The sequence below is a fragment of the Amycolatopsis nivea genome, assembly GCF_004522235.1.
Lineage (GTDB): Bacteria > Actinomycetota > Actinomycetes > Mycobacteriales > Pseudonocardiaceae > Amycolatopsis > Amycolatopsis nivea.
The window spans coordinates 89,941-114,935 of sequence record NZ_SDLT01000030.1 but is presented as its reverse complement, the minus strand read 5'-3'; the positions used below and the strand labels follow the sequence as shown (position 1 = coordinate 114,935).

General features: G+C 69.1%; 28 protein-coding genes. 14 read left to right on the top strand and 14 right to left on the bottom strand.

Annotation, left to right across the window (positions count from 1 at the left end; translation table 11 throughout):
• Positions 1-6: 6 nt before the first annotated feature.
• Positions 7-783 (bottom strand): hypothetical protein, encoded by a 777-nt coding sequence (locus EIZ44_RS30250; RefSeq protein ID WP_134732657.1) that lies wholly within the window; start codon positions 781-783, stop codon positions 7-9.
• Positions 780-1,499 (bottom strand): hypothetical protein, encoded by a 720-nt coding sequence (locus tag EIZ44_RS30245; RefSeq protein WP_134732656.1) that lies wholly within the window; start codon positions 1,497-1,499, stop codon positions 780-782. Before EIZ44_RS30245 ends, EIZ44_RS30250 begins: the two co-directional genes overlap by 4 nt.
• Positions 1,500-1,680: 181 nt before the next feature.
• On the opposite strand from EIZ44_RS30245, the gene EIZ44_RS30240 reads away from it, so the two are divergent.
• The 4 genes from EIZ44_RS30240 (at position 1,681) to ppk2 (ending at position 5,549) form a co-directional block, all read left to right on the top strand.
• Entirely contained in the window at positions 1,681-2,280 is a 600-nt protein-coding gene (locus tag EIZ44_RS30240) for an RNA polymerase sigma factor (RefSeq protein ID WP_134732669.1), read from the top strand.
• Positions 2,280-3,023, top strand: coding sequence for a hypothetical protein (locus EIZ44_RS30235; RefSeq protein ID WP_134732655.1), 744 nt, complete (start codon positions 2,280-2,282; stop codon positions 3,021-3,023). The genes EIZ44_RS30240 and EIZ44_RS30235 overlap by 1 nt, the downstream gene beginning before the upstream one ends.
• A gap of 108 nt (positions 3,024-3,131) precedes the next feature.
• Positions 3,132-4,580 carry a hypothetical protein gene (locus EIZ44_RS30230; RefSeq protein WP_240691454.1) on the top strand — a complete coding sequence of 483 codons (1,449 nt, stop codon included), beginning with the start codon at positions 3,132-3,134 and terminating at the stop codon, positions 4,578-4,580.
• 78 nt (positions 4,581-4,658) lie between these two features.
• On the top strand, positions 4,659-5,549 hold the full coding sequence (gene ppk2 / locus EIZ44_RS30225) for a polyphosphate kinase 2 (protein WP_134732654.1): 891 nt from the start codon (positions 4,659-4,661) through the stop codon (positions 5,547-5,549).
• A gap of 6 nt (positions 5,550-5,555) precedes the next feature.
• Here ppk2 and EIZ44_RS30220 read toward each other — a convergent pair whose 3' ends face one another.
• The 5 genes from EIZ44_RS30220 to EIZ44_RS30200 all read right to left on the bottom strand — a co-directional run bounded on the left by EIZ44_RS30220 (position 5,556) and on the right by EIZ44_RS30200 (position 9,325).
• Positions 5,556-6,335, bottom strand: a complete 780-nt coding sequence (locus EIZ44_RS30220) for a class II aldolase/adducin family protein (protein ID WP_134732653.1) — start codon at positions 6,333-6,335, stop codon at positions 5,556-5,558.
• 58 nt (positions 6,336-6,393) lie between these two features.
• Complete coding sequence (locus tag EIZ44_RS30215; protein WP_051728593.1) at positions 6,394-6,930, bottom strand: helix-turn-helix domain-containing protein; 537 nt, start codon at positions 6,928-6,930, stop codon at positions 6,394-6,396.
• 18 nt (positions 6,931-6,948) lie between these two features.
• The gene (locus EIZ44_RS30210) at positions 6,949-7,314 is read right to left on the bottom strand and encodes a VOC family protein (protein WP_134732652.1); all 366 of its coding nucleotides are present in this window, start codon (positions 7,312-7,314) and stop codon (positions 6,949-6,951) included.
• A gap of 10 nt (positions 7,315-7,324) precedes the next feature.
• Positions 7,325-8,215 (bottom strand): hypothetical protein, encoded by an 891-nt coding sequence (locus tag EIZ44_RS30205; RefSeq protein ID WP_238603573.1) that lies wholly within the window; start codon positions 8,213-8,215, stop codon positions 7,325-7,327.
• Positions 8,216-8,287: 72 nt separating this feature from the next.
• A complete protein-coding gene (locus tag EIZ44_RS30200) occupies positions 8,288-9,325 on the bottom strand; it encodes a tetratricopeptide repeat protein (protein WP_037807259.1) in 1,038 nt (345 codons plus the stop codon).
• Positions 9,326-9,567: 242 nt separating this feature from the next.
• Here EIZ44_RS30200 and EIZ44_RS30195 point away from each other — a divergent pair, with 242 nt between their 5' ends.
• The 3 genes from EIZ44_RS30195 (at position 9,568) to EIZ44_RS30185 (ending at position 14,697) form a co-directional block, all read left to right on the top strand.
• Positions 9,568-10,227: an HNH endonuclease family protein gene (locus EIZ44_RS30195; protein WP_134663874.1), complete on the top strand. Its 660-nt coding sequence runs from the start codon at positions 9,568-9,570 to the stop codon at positions 10,225-10,227.
• A gap of 13 nt (positions 10,228-10,240) precedes the next feature.
• Positions 10,241-10,894 carry an alpha/beta fold hydrolase gene (locus EIZ44_RS30190; protein WP_134732651.1) on the top strand — a complete coding sequence of 218 codons (654 nt, stop codon included), beginning with the start codon at positions 10,241-10,243 and terminating at the stop codon, positions 10,892-10,894.
• A gap of 86 nt (positions 10,895-10,980) precedes the next feature.
• Complete coding sequence (locus EIZ44_RS30185; RefSeq protein WP_134732650.1) at positions 10,981-14,697, top strand: S8 family peptidase; 3,717 nt, start codon at positions 10,981-10,983, stop codon at positions 14,695-14,697.
• 30 nt (positions 14,698-14,727) lie between these two features.
• Here the strand turns inward: EIZ44_RS30185 and EIZ44_RS30180 are convergent, their stop codons facing one another.
• Positions 14,728-15,729 carry a helix-turn-helix transcriptional regulator gene (locus EIZ44_RS30180; protein ID WP_037807267.1) on the bottom strand — a complete coding sequence of 334 codons (1,002 nt, stop codon included), beginning with the start codon at positions 15,727-15,729 and terminating at the stop codon, positions 14,728-14,730.
• Positions 15,730-15,853: 124 nt separating this feature from the next.
• Between EIZ44_RS30180 and EIZ44_RS30175 the strand changes: the two genes are divergently transcribed.
• Entirely contained in the window at positions 15,854-16,372 is a 519-nt protein-coding gene (locus EIZ44_RS30175; protein ID WP_134732649.1) for a hypothetical protein, read from the top strand.
• Here EIZ44_RS30175 and EIZ44_RS30170 read toward each other — a convergent pair.
• The 3 genes from EIZ44_RS30170 to EIZ44_RS30160 form a co-directional block, all read right to left on the bottom strand.
• The gene (locus EIZ44_RS30170) at positions 16,318-16,737 is read right to left on the bottom strand and encodes an ATP-binding protein (RefSeq protein ID WP_167754323.1); all 420 of its coding nucleotides are present in this window, start codon (positions 16,735-16,737) and stop codon (positions 16,318-16,320) included. The genes EIZ44_RS30175 and EIZ44_RS30170 overlap by 55 nt on opposite strands.
• A gap of 64 nt (positions 16,738-16,801) precedes the next feature.
• The gene (locus tag EIZ44_RS30165; RefSeq protein WP_037807274.1) at positions 16,802-17,578 is read right to left on the bottom strand and encodes a SigB/SigF/SigG family RNA polymerase sigma factor; all 777 of its coding nucleotides are present in this window, start codon (positions 17,576-17,578) and stop codon (positions 16,802-16,804) included.
• Positions 17,575-17,991 carry an ATP-binding protein gene (locus EIZ44_RS30160; RefSeq protein WP_037807276.1) on the bottom strand — a complete coding sequence of 139 codons (417 nt, stop codon included), beginning with the start codon at positions 17,989-17,991 and terminating at the stop codon, positions 17,575-17,577. The genes EIZ44_RS30165 and EIZ44_RS30160 overlap by 4 nt, the downstream gene beginning before the upstream one ends.
• A gap of 151 nt (positions 17,992-18,142) precedes the next feature.
• On the opposite strand from EIZ44_RS30160, the gene EIZ44_RS30155 reads away from it, so the two are divergent.
• From EIZ44_RS30155 to EIZ44_RS30145, 3 genes are all read left to right on the top strand, one after another.
• Positions 18,143-18,448: a WhiB family transcriptional regulator gene (locus tag EIZ44_RS30155; RefSeq protein WP_009086013.1), complete on the top strand. Its 306-nt coding sequence runs from the start codon at positions 18,143-18,145 to the stop codon at positions 18,446-18,448.
• Between the two features lie 220 nt (positions 18,449-18,668).
• Entirely contained in the window at positions 18,669-19,022 is a 354-nt protein-coding gene (locus tag EIZ44_RS30150) for an STAS domain-containing protein (protein WP_009086015.1), read from the top strand.
• A 60-nt stretch (positions 19,023-19,082) separates the two neighbouring features.
• Entirely contained in the window at positions 19,083-19,868 is a 786-nt protein-coding gene (locus EIZ44_RS30145) for a metal-dependent hydrolase (protein ID WP_134732667.1), read from the top strand.
• Between the two features lie 3 nt (positions 19,869-19,871).
• Here EIZ44_RS30145 and EIZ44_RS30140 read toward each other — a convergent pair whose 3' ends face one another.
• Positions 19,872-20,828, bottom strand: a complete 957-nt coding sequence (locus EIZ44_RS30140; RefSeq protein ID WP_134732647.1) for a helix-turn-helix transcriptional regulator — start codon at positions 20,826-20,828, stop codon at positions 19,872-19,874.
• A gap of 96 nt (positions 20,829-20,924) precedes the next feature.
• Here EIZ44_RS30140 and EIZ44_RS30135 point away from each other — a divergent pair, with 96 nt between their 5' ends.
• Both EIZ44_RS30135 and EIZ44_RS30130 read left to right on the top strand, forming a co-directional pair.
• Complete coding sequence (locus EIZ44_RS30135) at positions 20,925-21,767, top strand: NAD(P)H-binding protein (protein WP_134732646.1); 843 nt, start codon at positions 20,925-20,927, stop codon at positions 21,765-21,767.
• Between the two features lie 23 nt (positions 21,768-21,790).
• A complete protein-coding gene (locus EIZ44_RS30130) occupies positions 21,791-22,885 on the top strand; it encodes a winged helix DNA-binding domain-containing protein (RefSeq protein WP_167754322.1) in 1,095 nt (364 codons plus the stop codon).
• Here the strand turns inward: EIZ44_RS30130 and EIZ44_RS30125 are convergent.
• The gene (locus tag EIZ44_RS30125; RefSeq protein WP_134732644.1) at positions 22,869-23,627 is read right to left on the bottom strand and encodes a nuclear transport factor 2 family protein; all 759 of its coding nucleotides are present in this window, start codon (positions 23,625-23,627) and stop codon (positions 22,869-22,871) included. The genes EIZ44_RS30130 and EIZ44_RS30125 overlap by 17 nt on opposite strands.
• Before the next feature lie 182 nt (positions 23,628-23,809).
• Here EIZ44_RS30125 and EIZ44_RS30120 point away from each other — a divergent pair, with 182 nt between their 5' ends.
• Positions 23,810-24,355 carry a TetR/AcrR family transcriptional regulator gene (locus tag EIZ44_RS30120; protein ID WP_037807285.1) on the top strand — a complete coding sequence of 182 codons (546 nt, stop codon included), beginning with the start codon at positions 23,810-23,812 and terminating at the stop codon, positions 24,353-24,355.
• Here EIZ44_RS30120 and EIZ44_RS30115 read toward each other — a convergent pair.
• Complete coding sequence (locus EIZ44_RS30115) at positions 24,352-24,930, bottom strand: helix-turn-helix domain-containing protein (protein ID WP_134732643.1); 579 nt, start codon at positions 24,928-24,930, stop codon at positions 24,352-24,354. The genes EIZ44_RS30120 and EIZ44_RS30115 overlap by 4 nt on opposite strands.
• Between the last annotated feature and the right edge of the window lie 65 nt (positions 24,931-24,995).

Sequence of the window (24,995 nt, the reverse complement as noted above, 5' to 3'; positions counted from 1 at the left end):
GTGCATCTACGGCTTCTTCAGCCGAGCCAGCACCGCACGCGTCTGGGTCTGCGCGATCGACGACAGATCATCCATCTTCAGCGGGGCCTCGCCAGGAGCCCGGTGGACCGCGACCTGGATTTCCACCGTCACGTTGCTGTCCTCCACTCCCACGATGTAACTCGCGCCCGGGCCGGTTTCCGTGGTGCTGCCCGCGCGCCAATAGTTGCGCGTGCCGAGTCCGGCGATCGTGCCGGAGGTCCAGCCCTGCGACGGTTTGGTGTTCCACTGCTCGTACGCCGGCGGCCGGTCCAGCGAGGCGAACTCCGCGCGGACGGCGATCCCCGCCTCGTTGGTGGCGACGCCGTCGGTCTTGGACGTGCTGGTGTAGCGGAGGCTGCAGCTCAGGTCGCCGCCGTAGCCGTCGCTTGGCTGGCCTTCCCGGTGGACCGGCGGGATCGGGGTGGCGGACCATTTCGCCAGCGGCTTGGGGTCGAGCAGATCGCAGGCGTTGGAGATCCCGCTCATCGAGTACTTGCCCGGTGGCGCGGTGGGCGAGGCCGTGGTGGACGGGGTCGGGGCGGCGGACGGGGTCGGCTTCGCTTCCGGAGTGGGCGAGCCGCCGCTGAGGGACAGGCCGATCGCGATTCCGACGCCCAGGATCACGACCAGTCCGATCGCGCCCGCCACGAGCACTCCCGGCTTGGGGCCCGGCGGTTTCGCCGGCGGGGGATAACCGAATCCCTGGCCGGGCGGCGGATATGGTTGTCCGGCAACGGGATGGTTGCCAGGCGAGTGGGTCATCGAATCCCTTTCAGCCCGTTCAACGCCTTCCGGGCCTGTGCTTCGGCGATCGGCTGGACCTCGGCGCGGTGCATCTGCGCGACCTCCCGGGTACGGCTGAAGTTGAGCCGGACGCGGACCGAGACGTTCTGGTCCACCGCGCAGAGGACGTAGCGCGTGTTCGCGACCAGTTCGCCGTAGACCTCGGAGTGCCAGAAGCCCTCGGTGCCGACTCCGGTGATCGGCCCGGATGCCTTGCCCTCGCCGGTCTTGGCCAGGGTGCCGCGTTTCCAGCTCTCGTAGGAGGACGGCGCGGTGCCCTCGGTGAAATCGACGTCGAGGAGGATTTCGGCGGAGTTCAGGAGATCGTCGCTGGTGTAGCGGAGCTGGCAGCTCAGGCTGCCGGCGTCGTGCTCGCTCGGGCGGACTTCCTTGTGCTCGGGCTGGCCCTTGGGCGTGGGCGACCACTTCTTCAACGCGGCGGGATCGACGAGATCGCAGGCATTGGCGACGTTGTTCATCGAATAACCCGGCGCGGCGACCGGTTTCGGCGGCGGATCGGACGACTGCCCGGCCACGACTCCGACGGCGATCCCGGTGCCCAGCACGACCACCAGCGCGGCGATCCCGCCGATGATCCAGCCGGTCCGCCGGGGTTTCGGAGGAGGCGGCGGGTATCCGTAACCGACGGCGGCGAAAGGATTCGTCGGCGGCTCTTCGCGCCCGTTGTCGGTCATCCCCCGCAGCCCTCCGCCCAGCGAACCGGGCGACCCAGCCTGGCTCGGCCCGACTATATCCATCCGCTTCCGCCGAGGCGAGACACTGATCACTCTCGTCCCGGGTCCGATGCAACGCTGTCGTGGCGAGCGGGGACATGGGGTTGTGACGACAGTTTCGGAGCAGGGGCGGGGGTGGGGGATGTCGGCCGAGGACGACGTCCCGGACATCCCCGGTGGCGACCAGGAGCTGTGGGCGCGAGCCGCGGCGGGCGACGTCGTGGCGTTCTCGGAGTTGTTCGACCGGCACGTCAGCGCGGTGTGGAACTACGCGTACCGGTTGACCGGGTCCTGGGCCACCGCCGAGGACCTGGCTTCGCTGACCTTCCTCACCGCGTGGCGACGCCTCGGCGAGGTGACGTTGGTGAACGACAGCGCCCGGCCGTGGCTGTTCACGGTGACCGCCAACCTGGCTCGCCGGGAACAGCGCCGCCTCGGCCGGTTCGCGGCTGCGCTGCCGCGGCTGACACGCACCACTGTCGTGCGCGATCACGCGGAGGACGTGGCCGGTCAGATCGACGCGGACCGACGGCTGAAGGTCGTGCTGACCGCGGTCGCGAAACTGCCTCGGGCCGAACGGCGGGCTGTTGAGCTTTGCCTGCTTGGCGGTTTGTCGACCGCGGAGGGCGCCGCGGTGCTCGGGATCGCCGAACCGAGCGTGCGGGCGCGGATTTCGCGAGCGCGCGCCCGGTTGCGGGAGCTCCTGCGAGACAACGACGTATTGGCTGGGGAGGAGTTCTGATGGCCGACGATCTCAACCTGCCGCCCGAACGGCCGATGCCGGATCTCCTGAAGGAATCCATGTGGAACCGGCTCGTTCCGGAACTGCGCGCACGGCGGCGGCGGAAACTGGGCCTGCCACTGGCGGTCGCCGCGGGAGTCGGCGGGCTGGCTTTGGGCGCGACGCTGGTGTTTTCGCCGGTGCACGACGCCAGTCCGGGCGTGACGCGGGTTCCGGTCGGTGCCAAGCCAGCCGCCAGCGACGCGCGAGTTCTCAAGGCCTGTCTCGACAGCTCACCCTCTTTCGGAGTCGCGTTGTCTGACCCGGGAAGTTGGCGCTCGACGCTCAGGGTCGATCAGGACGCGAAGCGGGGTTACCTCGTCATCCGCAATGCTTCGCTCGCGGCGGTCTGCGTTCTCGACCACGGCCAAGGTTCCGACAGCAACTCAGGCCTGATGGTCACCGACAACAGGGGCTGGGTGCACGGGCGCGAGAGCTACGCCTTCCTCAACGCCGCCCGCCCGATCTGCGGATTCAGCAGTGTCGTCAATCCCCGCCAGCCGAGCGTCGTGTTCGGGGTCGCCAGCCCCGACGTGGCCAAAGTGGAGCTGTACGGGCCGGACGACGCGATGACGCCCGCCTTGCTGAAGGACGGAACTTTCGTCGTGAAATTCGTCGAGGGCGATTCTCCGCATGACGATTACAGCCGAAAATTCCGGGTGACCATGCGCGACGGGCAAGTCCGCGACGTTCCGGGGAGATAGCACCGGACCTGTCTTCGCGCGAAGACTGCTGGGGGAAACGTAATAATGGCACTGGGTTTGACGACGCCTCGATCAGGTCAGGCGCAGCCGATTTCTGTCCGAAGACGGGTGGATTGGCTGCTTCTCGGCGTGGCGGCCGCGTCGACGTTGGTCTTTGTTGTGGTGCACGGTCATCTGATCGACGACACCTATATCACCTTGAGCTACGCCCGCAATCTCGCTTTCCATGGAAATTGGGGATTGCTCGCCGACAGCACCTCGAATACGGCAACCTCGCCGTTGAATGTGCTTTCCCTGGCGGCGTTGACGTTCGTGCTGCGGGACGCGATTCTCGCTGCGGGCGTGTTGTATGTGGCGTGTCAGGTGCTGCTGGTGCTGGCGCTGCGGAGGCTGGGCGCGAGCACCGGATTGCCTCGCTGGTTTCCGGTTCTCGCGACTGCGGCGCTGACGGTGAATCCGCTGCTGGTGTCGTCGATCGGCATGGAAGTGCAACTCGGCGCGGCCGGACTTGGCTGGCTCCTGGTCTTTTCCGTGGAGCGGCGGCCATTCGCATTCGGGCTGGTTGCTGGTGCGCTGAGCCTGGTCCGAGTCGATCTGCTGCTCTTCGCCGGAGTGATTTTCCTGTTCCGGCGGCGATTCTGGGTCGACGGCCTGCGCAGCGTGCAAGGCGCGGCGCTGGTCGCGTTGCCCTGGTTCGCGTTCAGTTGGGTCGTCTTGGGAGCCGCCGTTCCGGACACGCTGGTCATCAAGACCCTGCAAGGCGCGCGAAAGGCTTGGGGGAAATGGGAATTCGGCAACGGCGTCGGACTGTACTGGCAGAACCTGCCGGGACAAACGGTGCTCGCGTTCTTGTGCGTCGGGTTGGCGGCGCTGGCCGGGTTGCGCTGGCTGGTCCTGGCGCTGCGCGGTGACGCGGCTTGCCGTCGGCTGCTCCCGTGCGCGGCGCTAGCTGTAGCCGGAGCGGGGCACAGCCTGGCGTACGTTCAGCTGAAAGTGCCGCCGTACCACTGGTATTACGGCCCCGGAATCGTCGCGGCGACGCTGTTCGTCTGTGCGGTCGTGGCTCGCTCCGCCCACCGAATCGAGCGCGTAGCCGGGACAGCTGTCGTCGTGGCTTTGGTCGGTGCCAGTGTGGTCGGCTATGCCGGGGCCGGTCTGCCGCGGGATTTCGCCCCGTTCACGTCCAACTACACCACGAGCGCGCAGTACGCCGAGATCGGCCGCGAAGTGGGCAGGCTGGCGGCCGGGAGAACGGTCGGCACTGCCGACGAGATCGGCGTGCTGGCTTACACCTGCGACTGCGCGATCGTCGATGTGTTTTCCGACCGCGGCCGCATGCCCGGGGCGATCGCCGAACTGGAGGCGCGGGCCGGGCATCTGTCGCGTGGGCTGCTCCGGGTGAACTTCGCCTTCTTCGACTACACCGCACGGCCGCGAAAGCTGGACCTCGCGTTGGAGCGGGTTTGGGGTCCGCCACCGCCGGATTACCTTGCGCACTGGACGATTTCCGCACCGCTCTACGGGCGCGCGGAGTTGTACCTGGTCAAGGTGCAGTAACCACGGCCATGGCTCCCGCACCGGAAGCGCGAAGCCGGAGACACCTCCCGTTCACCTGCCCTGCTTAAGGTCGGCCGCATGTTGCGGGACGTGCGGGAGTACATCGATCGGCTCGGGATCGACGGGCATTCGGTCGCCGAGGACCACGACGACGATCCGGTGTTGATCGACGCGTTCGGCAAGGCCGTCGACACCTGGCGGGAGAACTATCCGTACGACGAGCGGATGCCGCGCGAGGAGTACGACGAGACCAAGTATCTGCTCCAGGTCGAACTGCTCAAGCTGCAGAATTCGATCAGCGAGACCGGCAGCCGGCACGTCATTCTCTTCGAAGGGCGCGACGCCGCGGGCAAGGGCGGCACCATCAAGCGGTTCATGGAGCACCTCAACCCGCGGCACGCTCGTACGGTCGCGCTCGCCAAGCCCAGTGACCGGGAAGCGCACCAGTGGTATTTCCAGCGCTACGTCCAGCATTTGCCGACCGCCGGCGAGATGGTGTTGTTCGACCGGTCCTGGTACAACCGGGCCGGGGTCGAGCAGGTGATGGGGTTTTGCTCGCCCGACCAGTACGAGCAGTTCATGCACCAGGTGCCGCTGTTCGAGGAAATGCTCGTGGAGAGCGGGATCACGGTCACGAAGTTCTGGTTTTCGGTGACTCAGGCCGAACAGCGCACCCGGTTCATCATCCGGCAGGTCGACCCGGTGCGGCAGTGGAAACTGTCCCCGATGGACCTGCAGTCGCTCGACAAATGGGACGACTACACCGCGGCCAAGGAGGCGATGTTCCTCCGCGCGGACAACGATCACGCGCCGTGGATCACGATCAAGAGCAACGACAAGAAACGCGCCCGGATCAACGCGATGCGGTACTTCCTATCCCGGTTCGACTACGAGGGCAAGGACGAAAAGATCGTCGGGGAACCGGATCCGCTGATCGTGAAGCGCGGGCGGGACGCGGTGGGCGACTGAATCTCGTCAGTCCAGCACGTCGGGTTCTTCCTCCACGATCAGGTCCTCCAGCAGGCGGAAGTTGTTGCGCGCCATGTTCGCGCTGCCGAATTGCCGGGCGGCGAGCGTGGCTTCTTCGGCGGTCATCACGCGAGGCGTACCGGCGGCTTCGGCGAGGAGTTGCATCTGGCAGGCGCGTTCCATCGTGATGAACCACCACGCCGCCTCGCCGACGCTGCGGCCGACGGTCAGCAATCCGTGGTGGCGAAGGATTGCCGCGCGTTTCGAGCCGAGCCGGGCGGCGATGCGCACGCCCTCGTCGCGTTCCAGGACCAAGCCTTTGTACTCGTCGAAAAGCACGTGGTTTTCGTAGAAGGCACAGGATTCCTGGATAATCGGGTCCAGCAAACGATTCAACGCTGACCACGCGCGGCCGTGGATCGTGTGCGCGTGTGCGACGGCGACGACGTCCTCGCGGGCTTCGTGGATGGTCGAGTGGATGGCGAAGGCGGCCTTGTTCGTGCGCCGCGTTCCCTCGACCACTTTTCCGTTCTCGTCAAGGAGAAGCAGGTCGCTGACCTTGATCCGGGAGAAGTGCACCGCGTACGGGTTGACCCAGAACCGGTTCGGGAACTCGGGGTCGCGCGCGGTGAGGTGCCCGGCGATGCCCTCGTCGAAGCCGTACCGGGCGAACATCCGGAAGGCGACGGCGAGCTGGCGTTTGCGGTGCGCGCGTTCGGCGGCAACGGAATCCAGGCGTTCGGGCAGGGTGTCGAGGTCGAGTTCGGCTACCGGGGCGTCGGTCATCAGCATCTCCCAACGTTGCCTGTCTGGCAACTAGCGTGCCTCGGAGGCACAACGGGAGTCAAGCGATCACGACGAGGACTTCCGCGTCCGGCGCGCCGCGCAGGGTGTGGTCGGTGCTGCCGGGGAACTGCGCGGAGTCGCCCGCGGCCAGGAGGTGGGTTTCGCCGGCCAGGGTCAGTTCGAGCTGACCGCTGACGACGTGCAGCCACTCTTCGCCGCGGTGCTGGGTCGGACGAGGTGGGACGGACTTGCCCCGCAGCGTCACGAGCGTCGCCTCAAGCGCGGACGACGGCGGGGACAGGTGGGTCATGGAAGCGCCGCGAGTGCCGTACGTGACGGCGTCCTCGCGCTTGACGATCGGCGAGCGGCGTTCCTCGGCAGCGACGAGATCGGCGACGCTGACGTCCAGCGCCCGCGCGAGAACCACCAGCGTGCCGAGGCTCGGCACCCGCTGGCCGCTCTCGACCCTGGACAGGTAGCCCGGCGTGAGGTCCGCGGCGGCGGCGACCTTGTCCAAGGTCAGGCCGCGTTCGAGGCGAAGCTCGCGCAATCGTCGCGTGATCCGCTGCTCGGCTTCTTCCGCCTCCTGGCTCATCCCCCCACTGTAAGCGGCTCAGCCCTCGAGGAACTCCAGCCGGTTGCCGACCGCATCGAAGGTGTGGAACCGCCGCCTGCCGGGGATTTCCGCGGGGTCGGCCCACGTCACGGACCGACCGGAGGCTTCGATCGCGGCGGCGACCGCATCCACGTCGACCACGAACGCCGGGTGCGCCTTGAGCGCCGGACGGAAATCCGCCTCGACGCCGACGTGCAGTTCGCCGTCCGGCCCGCCGACGCCGGGCACCTGGAACCAGCAGCCGCCGCGTGCCGCCAGCAGCGGCGGTTTCGGCAGTTCCGGCCAGCCGAGCACACCGGTGTAGAACGCGCGTTCGTCGTCCTCCGCGCCCGCTGGGCAGGCGACCTGCACGTGATGGATCATGCCTCGAAACCTACGCCAGCTCAGCGGGTTTCGGCTCCGGGAAAGCGTAGAACCGCACGGCCAGATCACGCGCCTCGTCGGACGGACCGGGTTTGCGCGCGGCGTAGCGGTGCACCAGTTCCAGGTACTCCGCCTCGAACTCCTTCAAGTCCTTGTGGCTCAGCCGGATGCCGGCGCGGCTCCCGGCGGTCCAGCCGTCGAAGGTGTCGCGGCGTTCGGCGGCCCAGGCCATCAGGCGCACCTCGCGGTCGTACTTCGCGTCCAGGTAGGCGGCCAGCTTCGGCCGGTCCTCCTCGGGGAAGTCCTCCGGCCTGGCTTCGTTCGTGCTCTGCGGGACAGAGTGCCAGCGGCCGTCGCGGGCGCGGCGTGTGTATCCGGCGTGGGTGAGGGTCAGCAGCGCGGCCGGAACGTCGATCGACGGGATCTGCGTGCGCAGTTCGGCCGACGTGGCGGGCAGCAACCGGAGCAACCGCTGGTAGTTCGGGTTCGTGTGCACAGCGATGTCGCGCATGGTCAACGGCCGCGGTCGCGCGTTCCCGGCGAGCAGAGCACGCGCACGCAGCATCAGGAACACCGCGATCGGCACCTCCGCGAGCAACGCGGTGCCGAGGCTGGCCCACTGGTCGGGGCCGCCCCAGTCGAGGACGACGTCGAACCACGCGTCGCAGCACAGCAGCGCGGCGGTCGCGGCCAGCATCGGCACCGAGGCGCGGCTGCGGCGCATCCCGAGCAGCACGGAGGCGGCGAAACACAACAGCAGAACGATGTCGAAGCCGACCCAGGCGACCCGCCACTGGCTCGTGTCGAAGTGCTCGGGCAGGGTCAGCCCGAGGTAGACGGTCCACGGCACCAGGAACACCGCGATACCGGCGAGGATGGCGAGAAGCACGCGTCGGAACACTCGATCGACGCTAGCCGCGCCGGCGCCGGGGAACATCGGGGAAGTTCCCGGAGATCGACCCCGAGAAAGCGTCTACTGTGGACGGTCGGCGGCGAGGGCCTGCCAGTGGTCGGCCTCGGCGGTCGCGCCGCGGGCGCGCAGCATCCGGGTCAGGCTCAGCATGCCCTGGACGTCGCCGGTTTCCGCGGCGACCCGGAAGCAGCGTTCGGCCTGCGCCAGGTCGCTGCGGGCCTCGGCGAGATGCCCCAGATTGGTGAGCGCGGGGATGCTGCCGTGCTCGGCGGCCTTGCGGTACCAGGCCGCGGCCTCGCCGTCGTCGCGCCGATTGCGGGCGAGGACGCCGAGGTTGGTCATCGCCGCCGCGTCGCCCGCCTCGGCGGCTTCGAGGTACCAGGTCTCCGCTTCTTCGAGGTCGCCCCGGCGGTGCAGCAGCAGCCCCAGCCGCACCTTCGCCTCGACGTGTCCGCCCTTCGCGCCGCGACGGAACCATCGCTCGGCGTCGCCCTCCCGGTTGGCCCGTTCCGCTTCCCGGCCCAGCAAGCAGGTCGCGGAGAGTTCGCCCGCGTCCGCCGCGGCTCGCCACCAGTGCGCCATTTCCTCGGGTGCGCCGAGTTCTCGCAGGACAGCGCCGAGGTCCAGCATCGCGGTCGCGTCGCCGTCCTCGGCGGCCGCGCGGCACCAGCCCTCGGCGTCGGAGTACCGGCCGTCTTGGACCAGCAGGTGGCCCAGCAGCCCGGCCGCCTCGGTCGCGCCGGCCTGGAACGCGGCGGCGTACCAGTGTTCGGCGTCGCCGAGACGACCCTGGTTTTCGCAGGTACGGGCGTATCCGACCATCCCGTGCGGTTCGCCGGCCTGCGCGGCTTCGTGGTACCAGCGGGCGGCTTCTTCGTCGGCGCCGCGTTCGGCGAGCAGATGGGCCAGCGCGGTCATGGCGATCCGGTCGCCGCCGTTCGCGGCCCGCCGGTACCACTCCTCGGCCTCCGCCGCATCGCCGCGTTCGCGCAGGTCAGCAGCGACCCGCGTCATCGCCACGACGTTGCCGCCCTCCGCCGCCTTCCGGCGCAGGTAGTCATCGACTCGGGTGTTCCACTTCCGCAGCCGCCCGGGCATCTCGCACCCGCTCCTTTCCGGCTCCCCACTCAAGTCAATCGTTTCGCGACGCGCCCGCGTGACACCTTCGCGAGCGTTATCCACCCCCGCTGATCTGGGCTTTTTCGTTGACCGGCAACAACTGGCCCGACGTGGTCCTTGCCACGGCTCGAGCGCTGCCGAGAGTGTCTGCGCGATTACCGGCCCGGCGACAGGCATACTCCGGCTCCCCGAAGTCCCCGCCCGAGAGGATCCCGCGCACCATGGCCCGGCCGTTCCCCACCAAGCGCACCGTGCTGCTCGCGGTCGTGCTGCTCATCGCTGTCGTCGGGTTTTGGTACGGCCAGCGAGAAGTCGGCAACACCCAGTCCGAGGCGGCGCCCGCGTCCGCCGCGGACGCGACGAAGCAGCTGTCCGAGCTGAAGATCGGCGCGCGCGGCACCATGACCGGCTATTCGCGCGACAAGTTCAAGCACTGGGACAGCCAGGGCGACAACTGCGACACCCGCGAGGCCGTCCTCAAGCGCGCGGGCAAGGACGTCAAGGCGGGCAGCGACTGCAAGCCGACGTCGGGCACCTGGCTCAGCGTGTACGACGGGCAGACCTGGACCAAGGCGACCCAGCTCGACATCGACCACATGGTCCCGCTCGGCCAGGCCTGGGTGAGCGGCGCGCGCGACTGGACGCAGGAGAAGCGCGAGCAGTTCGCGAACGACCTCACCCGGCCGCAGCTGTTCGCGGTGACGGCGAGCGTGAACCGGCAGAAGAGCGACAAGGCTCCGGACGAGTGGAAGCCGCCGCTGGTGTCGTTCTGGTGCACCTACGCGACCGACTGGGTCACGGTGAAGCACTACTACGGGCTGACGATCACCGACATGGAGAAGAACGCGCTGCAGGACATGCTGAAGCGCTGCCCAGCGTGACAAGCTGGGCCTCATGGCGACCTTCGCACTGATCCACGGGGGCGGCGGCAGCGGCTGGGACTGGCACCTGGTCGCCGCGCGGCTCGAGGCGTCCGGCCACGAGGTCGTGGCACCGGACCTGCCCATCGAGAACCCGCGGGCGACGCTGACCGAGTTCACCGACACCGTCGTCTCGGCGATCGGCGACGCGCAGGACGTCGTCGTGGTCGGCCATTCCTACGGCGGGTTCACCGCGCCGCTCGTGGCGGAACGAGTCGGCGCGCGGCTTCTCGTGTTCGTCGCCGGGATGGTGCCCGCGCCGGGCGAAGCTCCGGGGGAGTGGTGGGGCAACGTCGGCTTCGAGTCGGCCGAGGGGTTGAGCGTCAGCGAGCAGTTCATGGCGGACGTCCCGGCCGAGCTGGCGGAGGAAAACGAGCGGCGCGGACGGGATCAGAACAGCGCCGAGTACAGCGTTCCGTGGCCGGGCGAGCGGCTGCCGGACGTGCCGACGAAGGTCTTGCTCTTCCGCGACGACCGGTTCTTCGCCGCGGATCTGCTGCGCCGGGTCGCGCGCGAGCGGCTGGGAGTGGACGCGGACGAGATGGCCGGCTCCCATCTCGCGCTGCTGAGCCGTCCGGACGAACTGGCGGACCGCCTAATGGCGTATTACGCGACGGTGGCTGGCTAACCAGGCGCTGTCCCAGTTGCGACATGTCGCAACGGCGACACCGCGAGCTAGTGACGTGAACCCCGGCTCGCCCCGAATCTTGTGCGATGACGTGGAGATCACGAGCCATCACTCTCGGCTGCACGGGCGCACTGGTCGCGGCACTCGGCCACGCGGCGCCCGCGGCGGCCGAGCCCGCGAGCGGTTCACCGGCGCCTGGTCCCGGTGAACGGCACACTGTCACCTTGCTCACCGGTGACGTCGTGCAAGTCGAAAGCGTCCAAGGCGGCAGGCAGATCGCGACGGTCCGGCCGGGCAAGGGGCGGGAGAACATCCGCTTCACGCAGTCCGAAGTGGACGGAAAACTGCAGGTCATCCCGGCCGACGCGGTGTCGCTCGTCGCGGACAAGCGCCTCGACAAAGCCCTGTTCAACGTCACCGACCTGATCGCGCAGGGGTACGCCGACGAGTCGAGCCCGACGGTGCCGATGATCGCGCACTACGCCAAGGGCGTCTCGATCGCTGCCGCGCCGGCGCTCGCCGCCACCACGCAGGGCGCCGAACTGCCCAGCGTGAACGGCCGTGCGGTGCGGGAAGACAAGAAGCGCGCCGGGGAGTTCTGGAAGTCCTTCACCGGTCCGCACGCGGCTTCCGTTGCGGTGGAACGGATTACGCTGGACCGCAAGGTGCACGCGTCGCTCGACCGCAGTGTCCCGCAGATCGGGGCGCCGGAGGCGTGGGCGGCCGGATTCGACGGATCCGGCGTCGCGGTCGCCGTGCTCGACACCGGCTACGACCCCAACCACCCGGACCTCGCGGGCAAGGTCGCGAAGTCGGCCAACTTCTCGACCAGCCCGGACGTCGTCGACCGGTTCGGCCACGGCACGCACGTCGCGGCGACCATCGCGGGCACCGGCGCGGCCGCGGGCGGCACGCGCAAGGGCGCGGCACCCGGCGCGAAGCTGTACGTCGGCAAGGTGCTCGGCGACGACGGCACGGCCTCGTCTTCCGAAGTCCTGCAAGGGATGGAGTGGGCCGCGAACTCCGGCGCCAAGGTGATCAACATGAGCCTCGGCGGCGGCGCGACCGACGGCACGGACGACCTCAGCGTCGGCCTCAACGAACTCACCGCCCGCACTGGCGCGCTGTTCGTGGTCGCCGCGGGCAACGACGGCCAGGAAGGCGCGTCGACCATCGGCACGCCGGGCACCGCGGATTCCGCGCTGACCGTCGGCGCGGTGGACCGCAAGGACGAGCTGGCCCCGTTCTCCAGCATGGGCCCGCGGCAGGGCGACCAAGCCGTGAAGCCGGACATCACCGCGCCCGGCGTGGGAATTGTCGCGGCGCGCGCGGCCGGCACTTCGCTCGGCGAGGTGGTGGATCAGTACTACACCGCTGCGTCCGGCACGTCGATGGCGACTCCGCATGTCGCTGGCGCGGCGGCGATTCTGGCGCAGCGGTATCCACAATGGACCGCTCAGCAGCTCAAGGACGGCTTGGCCAGCACGTCGAAGCCTTCTGCGGGACTGAACGCGTTCCAGCAGGGCGGCGGGCGAGTGGACGTCGCGGCCGCGGCGGTGCGTCCCGGAGTCTTCGCGACCGGCACGCTGAACCTCGGCCCGGTAACCAACGACAGCGGTCCGGTGCGCAAGGAAATCACTTACACCAACACGACTTCCGCGCCGGTCACTCTCACGCCGAAGCTCGACCTGCGCCGCGGTGACGGTGCCACTCCTGGCGACGCGGTGAAGCTCGACAAGTCCACTGTGGAGGTTCCGGCCAACGGGACCGCGACAGTCGCGATCACTGTCGACTCGGCCGCGCTGGTGCCTGGCAACTACACCGGCAGCGTTCTCGTCGGCGCCGTGCACACGACGGTCGGCCTGGTGAAGGAACCGCCGAAGCACAAGGTGAGCATCACCGGCATCGGGCGCGACGGCAAGGCGTACCCGATGGATCTGCAGCTCTTCGGCGACGACATGCGGTACGACATCGTCCGGACCATCCAAAGCGACCATCCGTTCGTCACCGAACTCCCGGAGGGCACCTACTACGCCCGCGGGATGTTCCACACCGGACTGGCTCCGGACGAGGAACTCGCGATCGTGCTCAAGCCCGAGTTCACCATCACCAAGGACCTGAACCTGGTGCTGGACGCGCGGAACGCGGTGCCGGTCGAGATCAAGACGCCGCGGCCGTCGACGCTGGAAAACATCATCAGCAGCTACGCGCACCGCGAATTCGGCTCCCGCAAGATCTCGAACTACGTCATGGAATTCCCCGGCGTCCGGCACATCTACGTGACGCCGACGCAGAAGGTGAAGAACGGAACGTTCGAATTCGGCTCCCGGTGGCAGCTCACCGCGCCGATGCTGACCGCGACCACGTTGCCGTGGCTCGGCATCAAGACCGAACTGTTCTACTACGCCTCGTCCCCGACTATTTCCGGGATGAAATGGCTCGACGTCGTCCCGGTCGACGCGAACAAACCGGAGCAATACGCCAAGGCGCGCGGGAAAATCGCGGTGGTGACTCCCGCGAAGGACGGCACCAACCCGGAAGAGGCGGCGAAGCTGGCCGCCGCCGCGGGCGCCGCGATGGTGATGGTCGTCAGCCTGCCCGACGAGCACACGTACGCGCACTGGCAGCCGCGCGGCAAGCGGTTGCCGATTCCCGCCGTGCGGGTCACGAACGAACAGGGCATGAAGCTGGCTGACCGGGCGAAATTCGGTTTCACGAGCATGCTCCTGCACGGCACGCCGGTGAGCCCGTACCTGTACGACATCATGCAGGTGACGCACGACCAGATTCCGGACAAGATCGTCTACCAGGTCAGCGAGCGCAACACCGCGACGGTCACCGCGAATTACCACGCGACCGGCAAGGACGAGTGGCTTTCCGAGCAGCGGTTCGGCTGGCGGCCGTGGGAAAAGACCGCGATCAACCAGTATCAGCGGTACGCGCACACCGGAACCGCCCGCGAGGAAATCGTTTCGACCGACGAGACGATCTGGCAGCACCGGGTGAACAACAAGCTCAGCTGGGACACTTTCCAGCCGCTAGGGGTCGGCATGCTCGAACAGCCGCATACGCTCAACCCCAGACAGCGAGCGACGGAAAACTGGTACGCGCCGGTGGTCCGCCCGGCGATCCCGCGCGGAGCCGGACTGGAAACCTCGCGCACCGGCGACACTTTCGCCTTCCGCATCCCGGAGTTCGCCGATCCGGAAACCTCGCACTACGCGTTCTCCGAAGCGGAATTGGGCGATGAGCAACCGGACCAGGTGAGCGCGAAGCTTTACCAGGACGGAAAACTCGTCAAGGAAGGCCCGGCGGCGTGGGGCAAGTTCCCCGCTTCGGCGGACCCGGCGAAGTACCGGCTCGACCTGGCGCTGACCAAGTCCACTCCGGACTGGGCCTACGGCACGCACACCGAAACGTCGTGGACCTTCGGGTCGAAGCGGCCCGCCGAAGGCAAAACGGACCTGCTTCCGTTGCTGCAGGTGGATTACGGCGTGCAGACCGATCTGGCGCAGCAGACCCGCGCCGGGCGTTCGCTGCCGGTCGAGTTCACCGTCCGCAACCAGGACGGCATGGCCGCGCCGAAGAATCCGCGGCTGACCGTCGAAGTGTCCTATGACGACGGTCGCACGTGGACGAACGTCAAGCGGATGGACAGCCTCGGCGGCGGCCGCTTCCGCGCCGTGGTCGACCATCCGCGGCTGGACCGCACCAACGGATTCGTCGCGCTGCGCGTTCACGGATCCGACGGAGACGGGAACGCGGTGCAGCAGACGGTGATCCGGGCCTACGGGCTCTCCTGAGAAAGAGGCAGCCGGATAACCCCCACGCGGTTATCCGGCTGCCGCAGGCTCGTCGAGCCAGCCCTGCCTGCTGACCTCCCACGCCAGCTGCATCCGGGTCTGCACGTTCATCCGGGTCATCAGGTCGTGGATCCGCCGCTGCACGGTCCGCTGGCTCACCGCGAGCCGCGTCGCGATCGCCTTGTCGGTCACCCCGGCGACCAGCAGCGACAGCAGGTGCAGTTCGTCGCGGTCCGGACCGGCGCCGCCGGGAGCGTCCTGCGGAGTCCCGTCCGCGCGCAGCGGCCACGCGCGTTCCCAATAGCTTTCGAACAACGCGATCAGCGCGGCCAGCAGACTGCTCTCGCGGATCAACGCGGCGGTCGGTTCGCCGGAGCCGTCGAGATTCTGCACCAGCGGGCACAACGCGATGGTGCCGTCGGCGATCGCCAGCCGCACCGGAACCACGGTGGACGACCGCGCCTCCTCGCCGTGCCGGATCCCGTGCGCGACGTTCTCGATCATGCCGGGCTCTTCCAGCATCGCCCGCTCGTAAACGACCCGGTACCGCACGCCGCGAGCCAGCGCGTCGTATTCGTCGGCGTTCTCGCCCGACGCCATCGCGATGTGCCCGGCCCGGCAGAACCACAGCAACTCGTGCCGGGCGCCGACCTGGATGTTCGTCAGCTGCTGCCGGATCGCCGCGCTGCCGGTGATCACCTCGACCAGCTGGGTCGCGTCCCGCCGTCGCGCACCGCCGCGGTACTCCTCGGCCATCCGGCTCACCGCGGTGCGCGCCCACTCCAGGGATTCCTGCCCGCGCATCAGCAACGGCCCGAACGCGACGTCCGGCGGCGACGGCGCGTACCGTGGCTCGTCCCCGGCGACGAGGCTGACCAGCCCCTTGGCGTGCAGCGAACGCAGGATCGCCGACACCTGCGCCGCGCTCAGCCCCAACTGCTCGGCCACCTGCCGCGGTCCGGCGTCGAACATCCCCACGAGGAGCCGGTAGACCCGCTCTTCCTCCCCAGTCACCCCGATTGCGTCCAGCATCCGGCGAGCGTAAGGCACCGGCAACGGGAGCGAACGAGACAAAACCGGACAGCGCCCGCCGGGGACCAGTCCCGGCGAACCGGACTACAACCGAGCCTGCCGTCCCCGACCAGGAGGCTCGACGATGACCGACGACCCCCGCCCCGCGACGTCCCCCAGCCCGGGTGACCAGGCCTTCCCGGGAAGATCGCGCAAGCCGCTCGCCCGGCGGCCGGCGCTGTGGATCGGACTCGCGTCCGCGGCGTGCTTCATCACCGGGATCGTGTTCTTCCTGCTGCCGGTGACTGCCCTTTATTACCTCGACGACGCCGGGAACCCGGCCGACGTCCGGGCGATCTACGGCACGCGAAGCGACCAGATGCTGGGGCTTCCGGCGAATATGTTCGGCCAGGGCGATCCGCCGACGGACACCACGAGCGTCCGGATCGGCTGCGGCACGGCGCTCAGCTCGCCGGAGAGCTGGCTGATCGCCGAGGCGCACGGCGCGGAAGGCTGTGCGGCCGCCGAACGGCCGCGCATGATCGTGGGCTGGCTGGGAGTCGGGTTGGGGGTGCTCGGCGCGGCCGGGCTCGTGGTGGGCGGGCGCCGTCAGCTGAGGCCGAACGCCGCCCAGACGCACTTGCCGCCCTCGGCCGGGTCGTAACCCCAGCGCCGGGACAGCGCGCGCACCAGCTGCAGCCCCCGGCTGCGCGCCGCGGACGGGGCGACCGGTTCCTTCAGCTGCGGAATGGAGGCAGAGGTGTCGAAGACCCGCACCATCAGTTCGCCGTGGTCGAGCCGCAGTTCCAGCCGGTCCGGCCGGTCGCCGTGCTCGAAGGCGTTGGTGACCAGCTCGGAGGTCGCCAGCAGCACGTCGTCGCGCAGCTGGGCGGGAACGTCGAGCTGCGCGAGCGCGGCGCGAACCTGTGCCCGCGCGATGGCGGGCGCGGTGACGTCGTCCGGAAGCTCCAGAAGCACGGTGGCGGCAGTCGCCCCGGTGCTCCTGGTCGGCATCCTCGACGTCGTCATGGCTTCTGCACCTCCCGGCCGCTGTGCTCGCATGTGGTGTTTACCCAACCCGGCCGAAAGCGAATCAGGTGCCCTCGGTGATGTCAGTCTCGGCCAGTCCGGTACGGAGCTTTTTCAGCGTCGCCGCGAGCAGCCGCGACACCTGCATCTGGGAAACCCCGACGCGGCGCGCGATGTCCGACTGGCTCATCCCGGACCCGAACCGCAACGCCACGATCTTGCGCTCGCGCTCGGGCAGACTGTCCAGCATCGGCCGCAGCGCCTCGCGCAGTTCGGCTTGGCCGAGGTTCGCGTCCGGCGCGCCGAAGCGCGTGTGCGCGGAGTTCTCCAGCAGGTTGTCCAGCGAGGCCCCGTAACGCCCTTGACCGGCCCGCAGACCCTCGTAGACGTCCTCGATCGGCACGCCGAGATGCCGCGCGATCTCACTGGGCTTCGGCGCGCGCGAAAGCCGCACGGTCAATTCCTCGCGGGCTGCCGAGATCGTCGCGTTGAGTTCCTTGAGCCGTCTCGGCACCCGGACCGACCAGCTGTTGTCCCGGAAGTGGTGGCGCAGTTCGCCGGAGATCGTCGGCACCGCGAAGGCGAGGAAATCGGTGCCCTGCGCCGGGTCGTAGCGGTCCACCGCGTGGATCAGGCCGACGGTCGCGATCTGCACGAGGTCGTCCATCGCCTCGTCGCGGTTGCGGAACTTCCGGGCGAGATTGCGCGCCAGTTCGAGATGCTCGCGCACCAGCTGGTCCCGGATCTCCTCGCGGCGCGGCGCGTGCTCGGGCAGCTGCGTCAGCTCGTGGAACAGTGCTGCCACGTCGGTGGGCTTGTCGCCGCCGGCGGGGTTCGTCACGAGCTGGCCGCCTCACTCTCCCGGACCAGTTGCACCCGGGAGAGGTACCGGCCGTCGGCCGGGGTCACGGTGCGCCGCGCGGAGGTCGCGAGCGCGGTCAGCAGCTGCCAGGACAGACCGGTCTCGTCGCCGTGCTCGGCCCGGTCGGAGACCACCGACACAGTGACCTCGATCCGGCCCTCGAGCCAGGAGAACACGCAGGTCAGCTTGCCGTCGGCGGCCGAGGGCAACAGCATCGAACAGGCCTCGTCCACGGCCATCCGCAGGTCCTCGACCGCGTCCAGGTCGAAGTCCTGGCGCATCGCGATGTCGGCGACGATGGTGCGCAGGGTGGGCACCACGTGCGGGATAGCCGCCGTCCGCACCTCGATGAGCTGTGCGTCCTCGCGCTCGAGCGGGGCGTTCTCCTCCACGTGCTGTCCTCTCTCCGGCGTGCCACGCCAGTCTTTCGTGCCCGATCTGCCACATGCCCGGGGGGTGAGCAAACCAAACCCGCGTTTGACCGCCGCGACCGGCGGGCATGTAGCCGTCGAGTGTGCTGATCCCGGGAAAGGTGGGGACGACATGGCTGACGTGAGCCGACTGCCCAACGTGGTGGCCGAGGAGTGGGAGTGGCAGCTTCAAGGCTCGTGCCGCGGAGCGGACAGCAGCCTGTTCTTCCATACCGACAATGAGCGCGGTTCCGCGCGCGAGCGCCGCGAGTCCCGTGCCAAGGCGATCTGCCACACCTGCCCGGTGCTGGCCCAGTGCCGCAAGCACGCGATGACCGTCGAAGAGCCGTACGGGATCTGGGGCGGGCTCGGCGAGATCGAGCGCCGCGAGCTCTTCATGCGCGAACGGCGAGCGAAGCGCAAGACGGTGTCCGCCTGAGCTGACCGACCCCCGCGACCCGCGCGCCCACCTGCGGCGCGCGGGGTGCTGTGCGTCCGCCGTCGCCCGCGCGCCAAGGGTGTTGCCATGTGCCGACGCGGACTCAGTCACCCACTGGGTTAGGGTTGGGTCTCCAGATGCTTGGGACCGTGACACGGTTGCCTCTTGAGACAACAGGCGCGTACCGGCGCAGGAGCAGCGCCTGACGAGGAGAAACTGCATGCCCGCAGCCGACCAGAACGCCACTCCGCCCGGATTCGGCATCACGCTGGACACCGCGGCCGCCGAGCCGAGGGTCGTGGTCACGGGTGAGCTCGATCTGCTCACCAGCCCGCAGCTGCAGGAAGCTCTTGCCGGATTGATCGCGGACAAGAATTCCCGTCGCGTGGTGGCCGACCTCACCGGGGTGACCTTCTTCGACTCATCGGCGCTGAACGTCGTCCTGCACGCCCAGCGGCAGGCCGGGGAGCAGGACGTCGAACTCGAGGTCGTGCCGAGCCCGGCGGTCAGCCGGGTGATCGAGCTCACCGGCGTGGCCGAACACCTGAGCGTGTCGGAGGAACCTCCGGCCTGATCTCCCGATACGGTCGCGCGGACTGCGAAATGGTCCGCGACCTGGGGGATAACCATCATGATGGGGCGCACGCACGCCCTGACCGGCTGGTGCGCGGGGCTCGCCCTCGCGCCCGCGGTCGGCGTCGGCTCGGTGCACCAGGCGGTGGTCTTCGCGGCCACCACGGCCGGCTTCGCGTTGCTGCCGGACCTGGACCATCCCAGCGCCAGCGCGACCCGGTTGTTCGGCTGGCTGACCGGCGCGCTGTCGTGGCTGCTGCGCCGAGTGTCTGCAGCTGTATACGCCCTGACGAAGGGCCCTCGCGACGAAAAGGTGACCGGCACGCACCGGCACCTGTCGCACACCCTCTTGTTCGCTGTCGCCCTCGGCGCGGCTACCTCCGCCGGCTGTACCGCCGGCGGGGCTTGGGCCGTGCTGGGCGTGTTGCTGTTCGGCTTGCTGCTCGCGGTCGCGGCACTGGGCGATTGGCTGCTGCTTCCCTACGGCGGTGCGGTGGCCTGGTGGTACTTCACCGCGCCGGACGACCGGGTGGCTCAGCTGGCGGACATCTCCGGCTGGCTCGGCGTGGCCGTCGCGGCCGGCTGTTTCGTGCACTGTCTCGGCGATTCGCTCACCGAGTCGGGCTGCCCGTTCCTGTTCCCGCTGCCGATTGCGGGGGAGACCTGGTACGAACTCCGCCCGCCGAAACCGCTGCGGCTGCACACCGGGAAGAAGGTGGAGACGCGGCTGGTGTTCCCGGTGTTCGCGCTGGTGGGGATCTTGCTGGTGCCGGGGGTGTGGGACTGGACGGTGGCCACGGTGGAGCACCTGTTCACGCCATCGGCTTCGCAGACCGCGAATCAGTAAGACTCACCGGACGGCGCGCTGATACCGATCCCCGAGCGCACGCACGGCCTCGACGAGTTCGGGCGGTTCCGTCACCGTGAAGTCGACCCCGAGCGAACCGAGATGAACCGCAAGAGTCTCGACGCTGTCCGCGCCCGTATCCAGTACGCAGCGGTTGTCGTCAAGCGGCGTGACAGCGCCGATCGCGGGATTGATCCGCTCGGCCAGCGTTTCCGCGGACACCTGCGCCACGACGCGCGCCCGGTACCGCCACGCGGCTGAGGACACGCCCCGGCGGACTTGGTCGACGGCCTCTTCGGGGAGGTCGCGGGGCGGGAACCGGGGGCCGGCCGGGGTGCGCGGGCTAATCCGGTCCACGCGGAAGGTCCGCCAGTCGTCCCGCGCGGTGTCGAACGCGACGAGGTACCACCGGCGTCCCCAGTTGACCAGCCGGTACGGCTCCACGTCTCGCCTGCTCTCGGTGCCGTCGTGGCCGAGGTAGTCGAAGCGCACGCGTTCGTGGTCGCGGCAGGCGGCGGTGAGGGTGCTGAGGACGCCCGCGTCCACCCGCGGGCCGAGGTCGTCCCGGGGCACCGCGACGGCGTAGCGCTGGATGGCGTCGACGCGCCGCCGAAGCCGGGCGGGCAGGACTTTCTCCAGCTTGGCCAGCGCGCGCAGCGAAGTCTCCTCGACGCCGGTGATCGTGCCTCCGGCAGCGGTGCGCAGCCCGATCGCCACCGCGACCGCCTCCTCGTCGTCGAGCAGCAGCGGCGGCAGCGCGGCCCCGGCCCCGAGCCGGTAGCCACCCACCGAACCGCGGCTGCCGTGCACCGGATAACCGAGGGTGCGCAGGCGTTCCACGTCGTTGCGGATGGTGCGGGGGCTGACCGACAGCCGTTCGGCCAGTTCGCCTCCGGTCCATTCGCGGGGCGTCTGGAGCAGCGAGAGCAAGCGCAGCAACCGCGCCGAGGTTTCCAGCATTTTTTCAGTATCCCTCGCGAATAGGAACGTAGCTTGCCTAATCGGCTCCTACGGTGGGGACAAGTCGGAAAACGGAACCGCACGGAGGAACCACGCATGTATCTCGTCATCGGAGCCACCGCCCACTTCGGACGTCAGGCAGTGGAAGAACTGGTCGCCGCGGGTGCGCCGGTGCGGGCGCTGACCCGCGCCCCGGAGCGGGCGGGACTCCCGGAAGGGGTCGGCGTGGTCCGCGCAGATCTGACCAAGCCCGAGACTCTGCCGCCGGCGCTGGCCGGGGTGGAAGCCGCGTTCCTGGTCCTCCAGTACGGAATGGACGTCGCTCCGCTGCTCGCGGCCGCGGTCAAGGCCGGGGTGCGGCGGCTGGTGCTGCTGTCCTCCGGAGCGGTCGTTCCCGGCGCCGAACACCAGCCTGACGTGATCGCCCAGTACCACCGTGACGTGGAGCGGGCCGTCGAGGAGACCGGCATCGAGTGGACGTTCCTGCGGCTGTTGTTCCCCGCCATCAACTCGCTGACCTTCGCGATGCAGCTTCCGCACGGCGACGTCATCCGCGTGCCGTATGCCGAAGCGGCGTTCAGCGCCGTGCACGAACGGGACGTCGCGGAGGTCGCCGCGCGGATCCTGACCGGCGGCGGGCACGCCGGGCAGGCTTACGAGCTGACCGGCCCGGACTCGCTGACCCAGGCGGACCAGGTTCGCGTCCTCAGCGAGACGCTGGGGCGTCCGCTCGTCGTCGAAGACCTCGACCCGGAACCCGTCCGGGAGCAGATGAGCCAGTTCATGGACCCGGAATTCCTGGCCGCCCTGTTCGACCTCATGGCGCAGACGGCCGGCAAACCCGCACCGGTCAACGACATCGTCGAGCAGATCACCGGGCACCCGGCCCGCACCTACGCCCAGTGGACCGCGGATCACCGAGCCGATTTCAGCAACTGACCGACAACCGGAAGGACCGCACCATGACGCTCGGGCGGCGAACGCTGGGACGCGCTCTGCTGGCTCGTCAGTGGCTGCTGGAACGGGCCGACGCGACCGTCGAGGAGGCGGTCGCGCGGCTGGTCGGCATGCAAGCGCAGGCGCCGTACGCGCCTTACTTCGGGCTCTGGAGCCGGATCCGGGCGTTCCGCACCGCCGACCTGGCGGACGCGCTGACCGAACGCCGGCTGGTGCGGGTGGCCCTGATGCGCAGCACCGTTCACCTGGTCACCGTGGCGGACTACCGCGTCTTGCGTCCGTGGTCGCAAGACGCGCTCGACCGCGAACTCGGCACCGCGTTCAAGGCGCCGCTGGCAGGGGTGGACCGCGCGGCAGTGGCGGAGTCGGGCCGGGCGCTGCTTCGCGCCCAGCCGCTTACCCCCAAGGAACTCCGGGCGGCATTGCACGAGCAGTGGCCTGACCGCGAGCCGCACGCGCTCGCCACCGTCGTGCGCAACCTCGTGCCGCTGGTGCAGGTGCCGCCGCGGGCGGTCTGGGGCATCGGCGGCGCCACCCGGTACGCGGCGGCGGCCGACTGGACCGGAACCGAACCGGCCTCCGCCGCCGATGCCGAACAGATCGTGCTGCGCTACCTCGCCGCCTTCGGCCCGGCCTCGGCCGCCGACGTGCAGACCTGGGCAGGCCGAACCCGGCTGCGTCCGGTCCTGGAAAGCTTGCGGCCGCGGCTGGCGGTCTTCCGGGACGAAGGCGGGACGGAGCTGTTCGACCTGCCGGACGCACCCCGCCCCGCCGCCGACGCTCCGGCGCCGGTCCGCTTCCTGCCGGAGTACGACAACCTGCTGGCCTCGCACGCCGACCGCACCCGGGTGATCTCCACCGAAGACCGCAAACGCGTCATGACCGGCAACGGAATGCGCGCCACTTTCCTGGTGGACGGTCAGGTCGCCGGGGCGTGGAAGCTGCGGCAGGACAAGACGTCGGCGACGCTGGAGATCGAGCCGTTCCGGCCGCTGACCGCCGCCGAACGCGCCGAGGTCGAGACCGAAGGTTCGCTTCTGCTGAAGTTCGCGGCTCCTGGCGCGGACCACGACATCCGCGGGATTACTCCTCGAACCTAGGCGCGCCCGAGTAGTCGCGGGAGTGCACGATCCGGCCGTCGCGCACCGTCAGCACCATCGCGTACGTCGACACATACGGCTTGCCCTCGTACTCGCCGTGCAGGTCGTATTCCGCCACCAGCACCTCCGGATCGCTGGTCTCGTACACCACGACCCGGTCCGCCTTGGTGATCCGGCGGCGCTCTCCTGCTTGGTGAAAGCGTTTGCGCAACTCCTCCCGGTCGCGCGTCACCTTCGGCACTCCGGCCGGCGCGAACGGGATTTCGATCACGACGTCGTCGGAGTACAGGTCGGCGAGGTCGTCCCAGCGGTTGTCGACAGCCGCGTCGAGGAAACGCTGGAAGACCTCCTTCGTCCCGTGCAACGCGGTCGCCGCGCCGTGGTTCGGGTAGTCGCGGTACCTGGTGACCTCGCCGTCCCGCACGGTCAGCAGCCCGGCGGACGACGGGAGCCGGTAGCTGTGCCCGGTGTGCGGGTTGCGGCCCTCGGCGACGAGCTCGACGGCGAACCCGTCCGCCGTCTCCGTGGTCGTGACCTTGACTTTCTCCAGGCCGATCCGGGCCGCGACGGCGCTGCCCGCGCCGAGCGTGGCCAGCACTGCGTCCCGGCCGGCCGAGCGGTGGCCGGTGAACGGGATTTCGTAGACGGCGTCCTCGGCGAGAACGTCGGCGAGCGGCGCGGCGTCGAAGGCGCTCAGCGCGTTCGCGACGATCTCGGCCACTTCGGACACGGTGCGGGGCATCGGAAACCTCACTCGGGAAGACGGGGGATAATCGGAACGGGGCACCCGCTTACGACGATACGGAGTCGATACTCCGGTTGTCAACGAGGGTCTGGAGATCTGAGACACGGTCGGCAGCGGCGCAGATCGTTCCAAGGAAGAATCGGACGACCGCACCACTTTGAGAGCAGAGGAGACAGCCGGTGGAGAAGCCTGCGCTCCGCGCGGACGCGCGCCGGAACCGCGCCCGTGTGCTGGCTGCCGCCGAAGCAGCGTTCGCCGTCGACGGGCTTTCGGTGCCCCTCGACGACATCGCGCGACTGGCTGGCGTCGGCGCGGGCACTGTCTACCGGCATTTCCCCAGCAAGGAAGCGCTGTTCCAGGCCGTCGTCGTGGAACGGCTGGAGCAGTACGGCGTCGAGGCGCAGGAGTTGATCGACTCCGACGCGCCCGGCGAAGCGTTCTACGACTACTTCACGCGCGTCATCGAGCAGGCGTCGCGTAACCGTGCGATCTGCGAAGCGCTCGGTGAGACCAGCGGTTCCGCGTACAAGGCCGAAGCAGCGGAGCGGTTTCGCGTGAACCTCACTGCGCTTCTGGAACGCGCGCAAGCCGCGGGCGCTGTACGCACGGACATCGACGGCGAAGACCTGCGCGCGCTCATCGTCGGCGCGCTCGCGGTGGAGCGGTTTACGCCGGACAGCCGACACCTGGTGCGCGTACTGCTGGACGGTCTGCGCAAGGTCTAGCGGCGACCGGTGCGCAGGTGGATGCGTTCGCCGGACTTGCTGAAGAGGCTGAGGATTTCGACGTCGCCCTTGCCAGCGGTGCCGAACCAGTGCGGGATGTGGCAGTCGAATTCGGCTGCCTCGCCGGGTCCCATGATGAAATCGTGATCGCTCAGGCGCACGCGTAGGCGTCCGCGCAGAACGTAGAGCCATTCGTGCCCGTCGTGGGTGCGCAGGTGGGGTTCTTCGTCGTGCGCCGGGATGAGCTGCTTGTACGCGCGGATTTCCCCCTGGTGCCGGGACAACGCGATCAGCACGCGCCCGTCCTTCTTCGCGGGTTGCTGCGGCACGCGCGGGTCGACGATCCGCGGCGCGGTAACGATCTCGTCGAACGGGACGCTCAGTGCCGCGGTGATCGGCAACAGCAGTTCGAGACTCGGTTTGCGCTGCCCGGATTCCAGTCGGGACAACGTGCTGGTCGAGATGCCGGTGGCCCGCGCGAGGTCGGCGAGGCTGACGCCTTGTTTGTCCCGAGCCTGTCGCAGCCGTGGCGCGATCTGCTCGAGCACGCTGTCGACGGTGGGCTGGTCGCTCATGCGGCGCAGTCAACCAATGCGTCCCGGAAACGGCAACGTTTCTTGCCGCTTCCGATCCTAGTCGC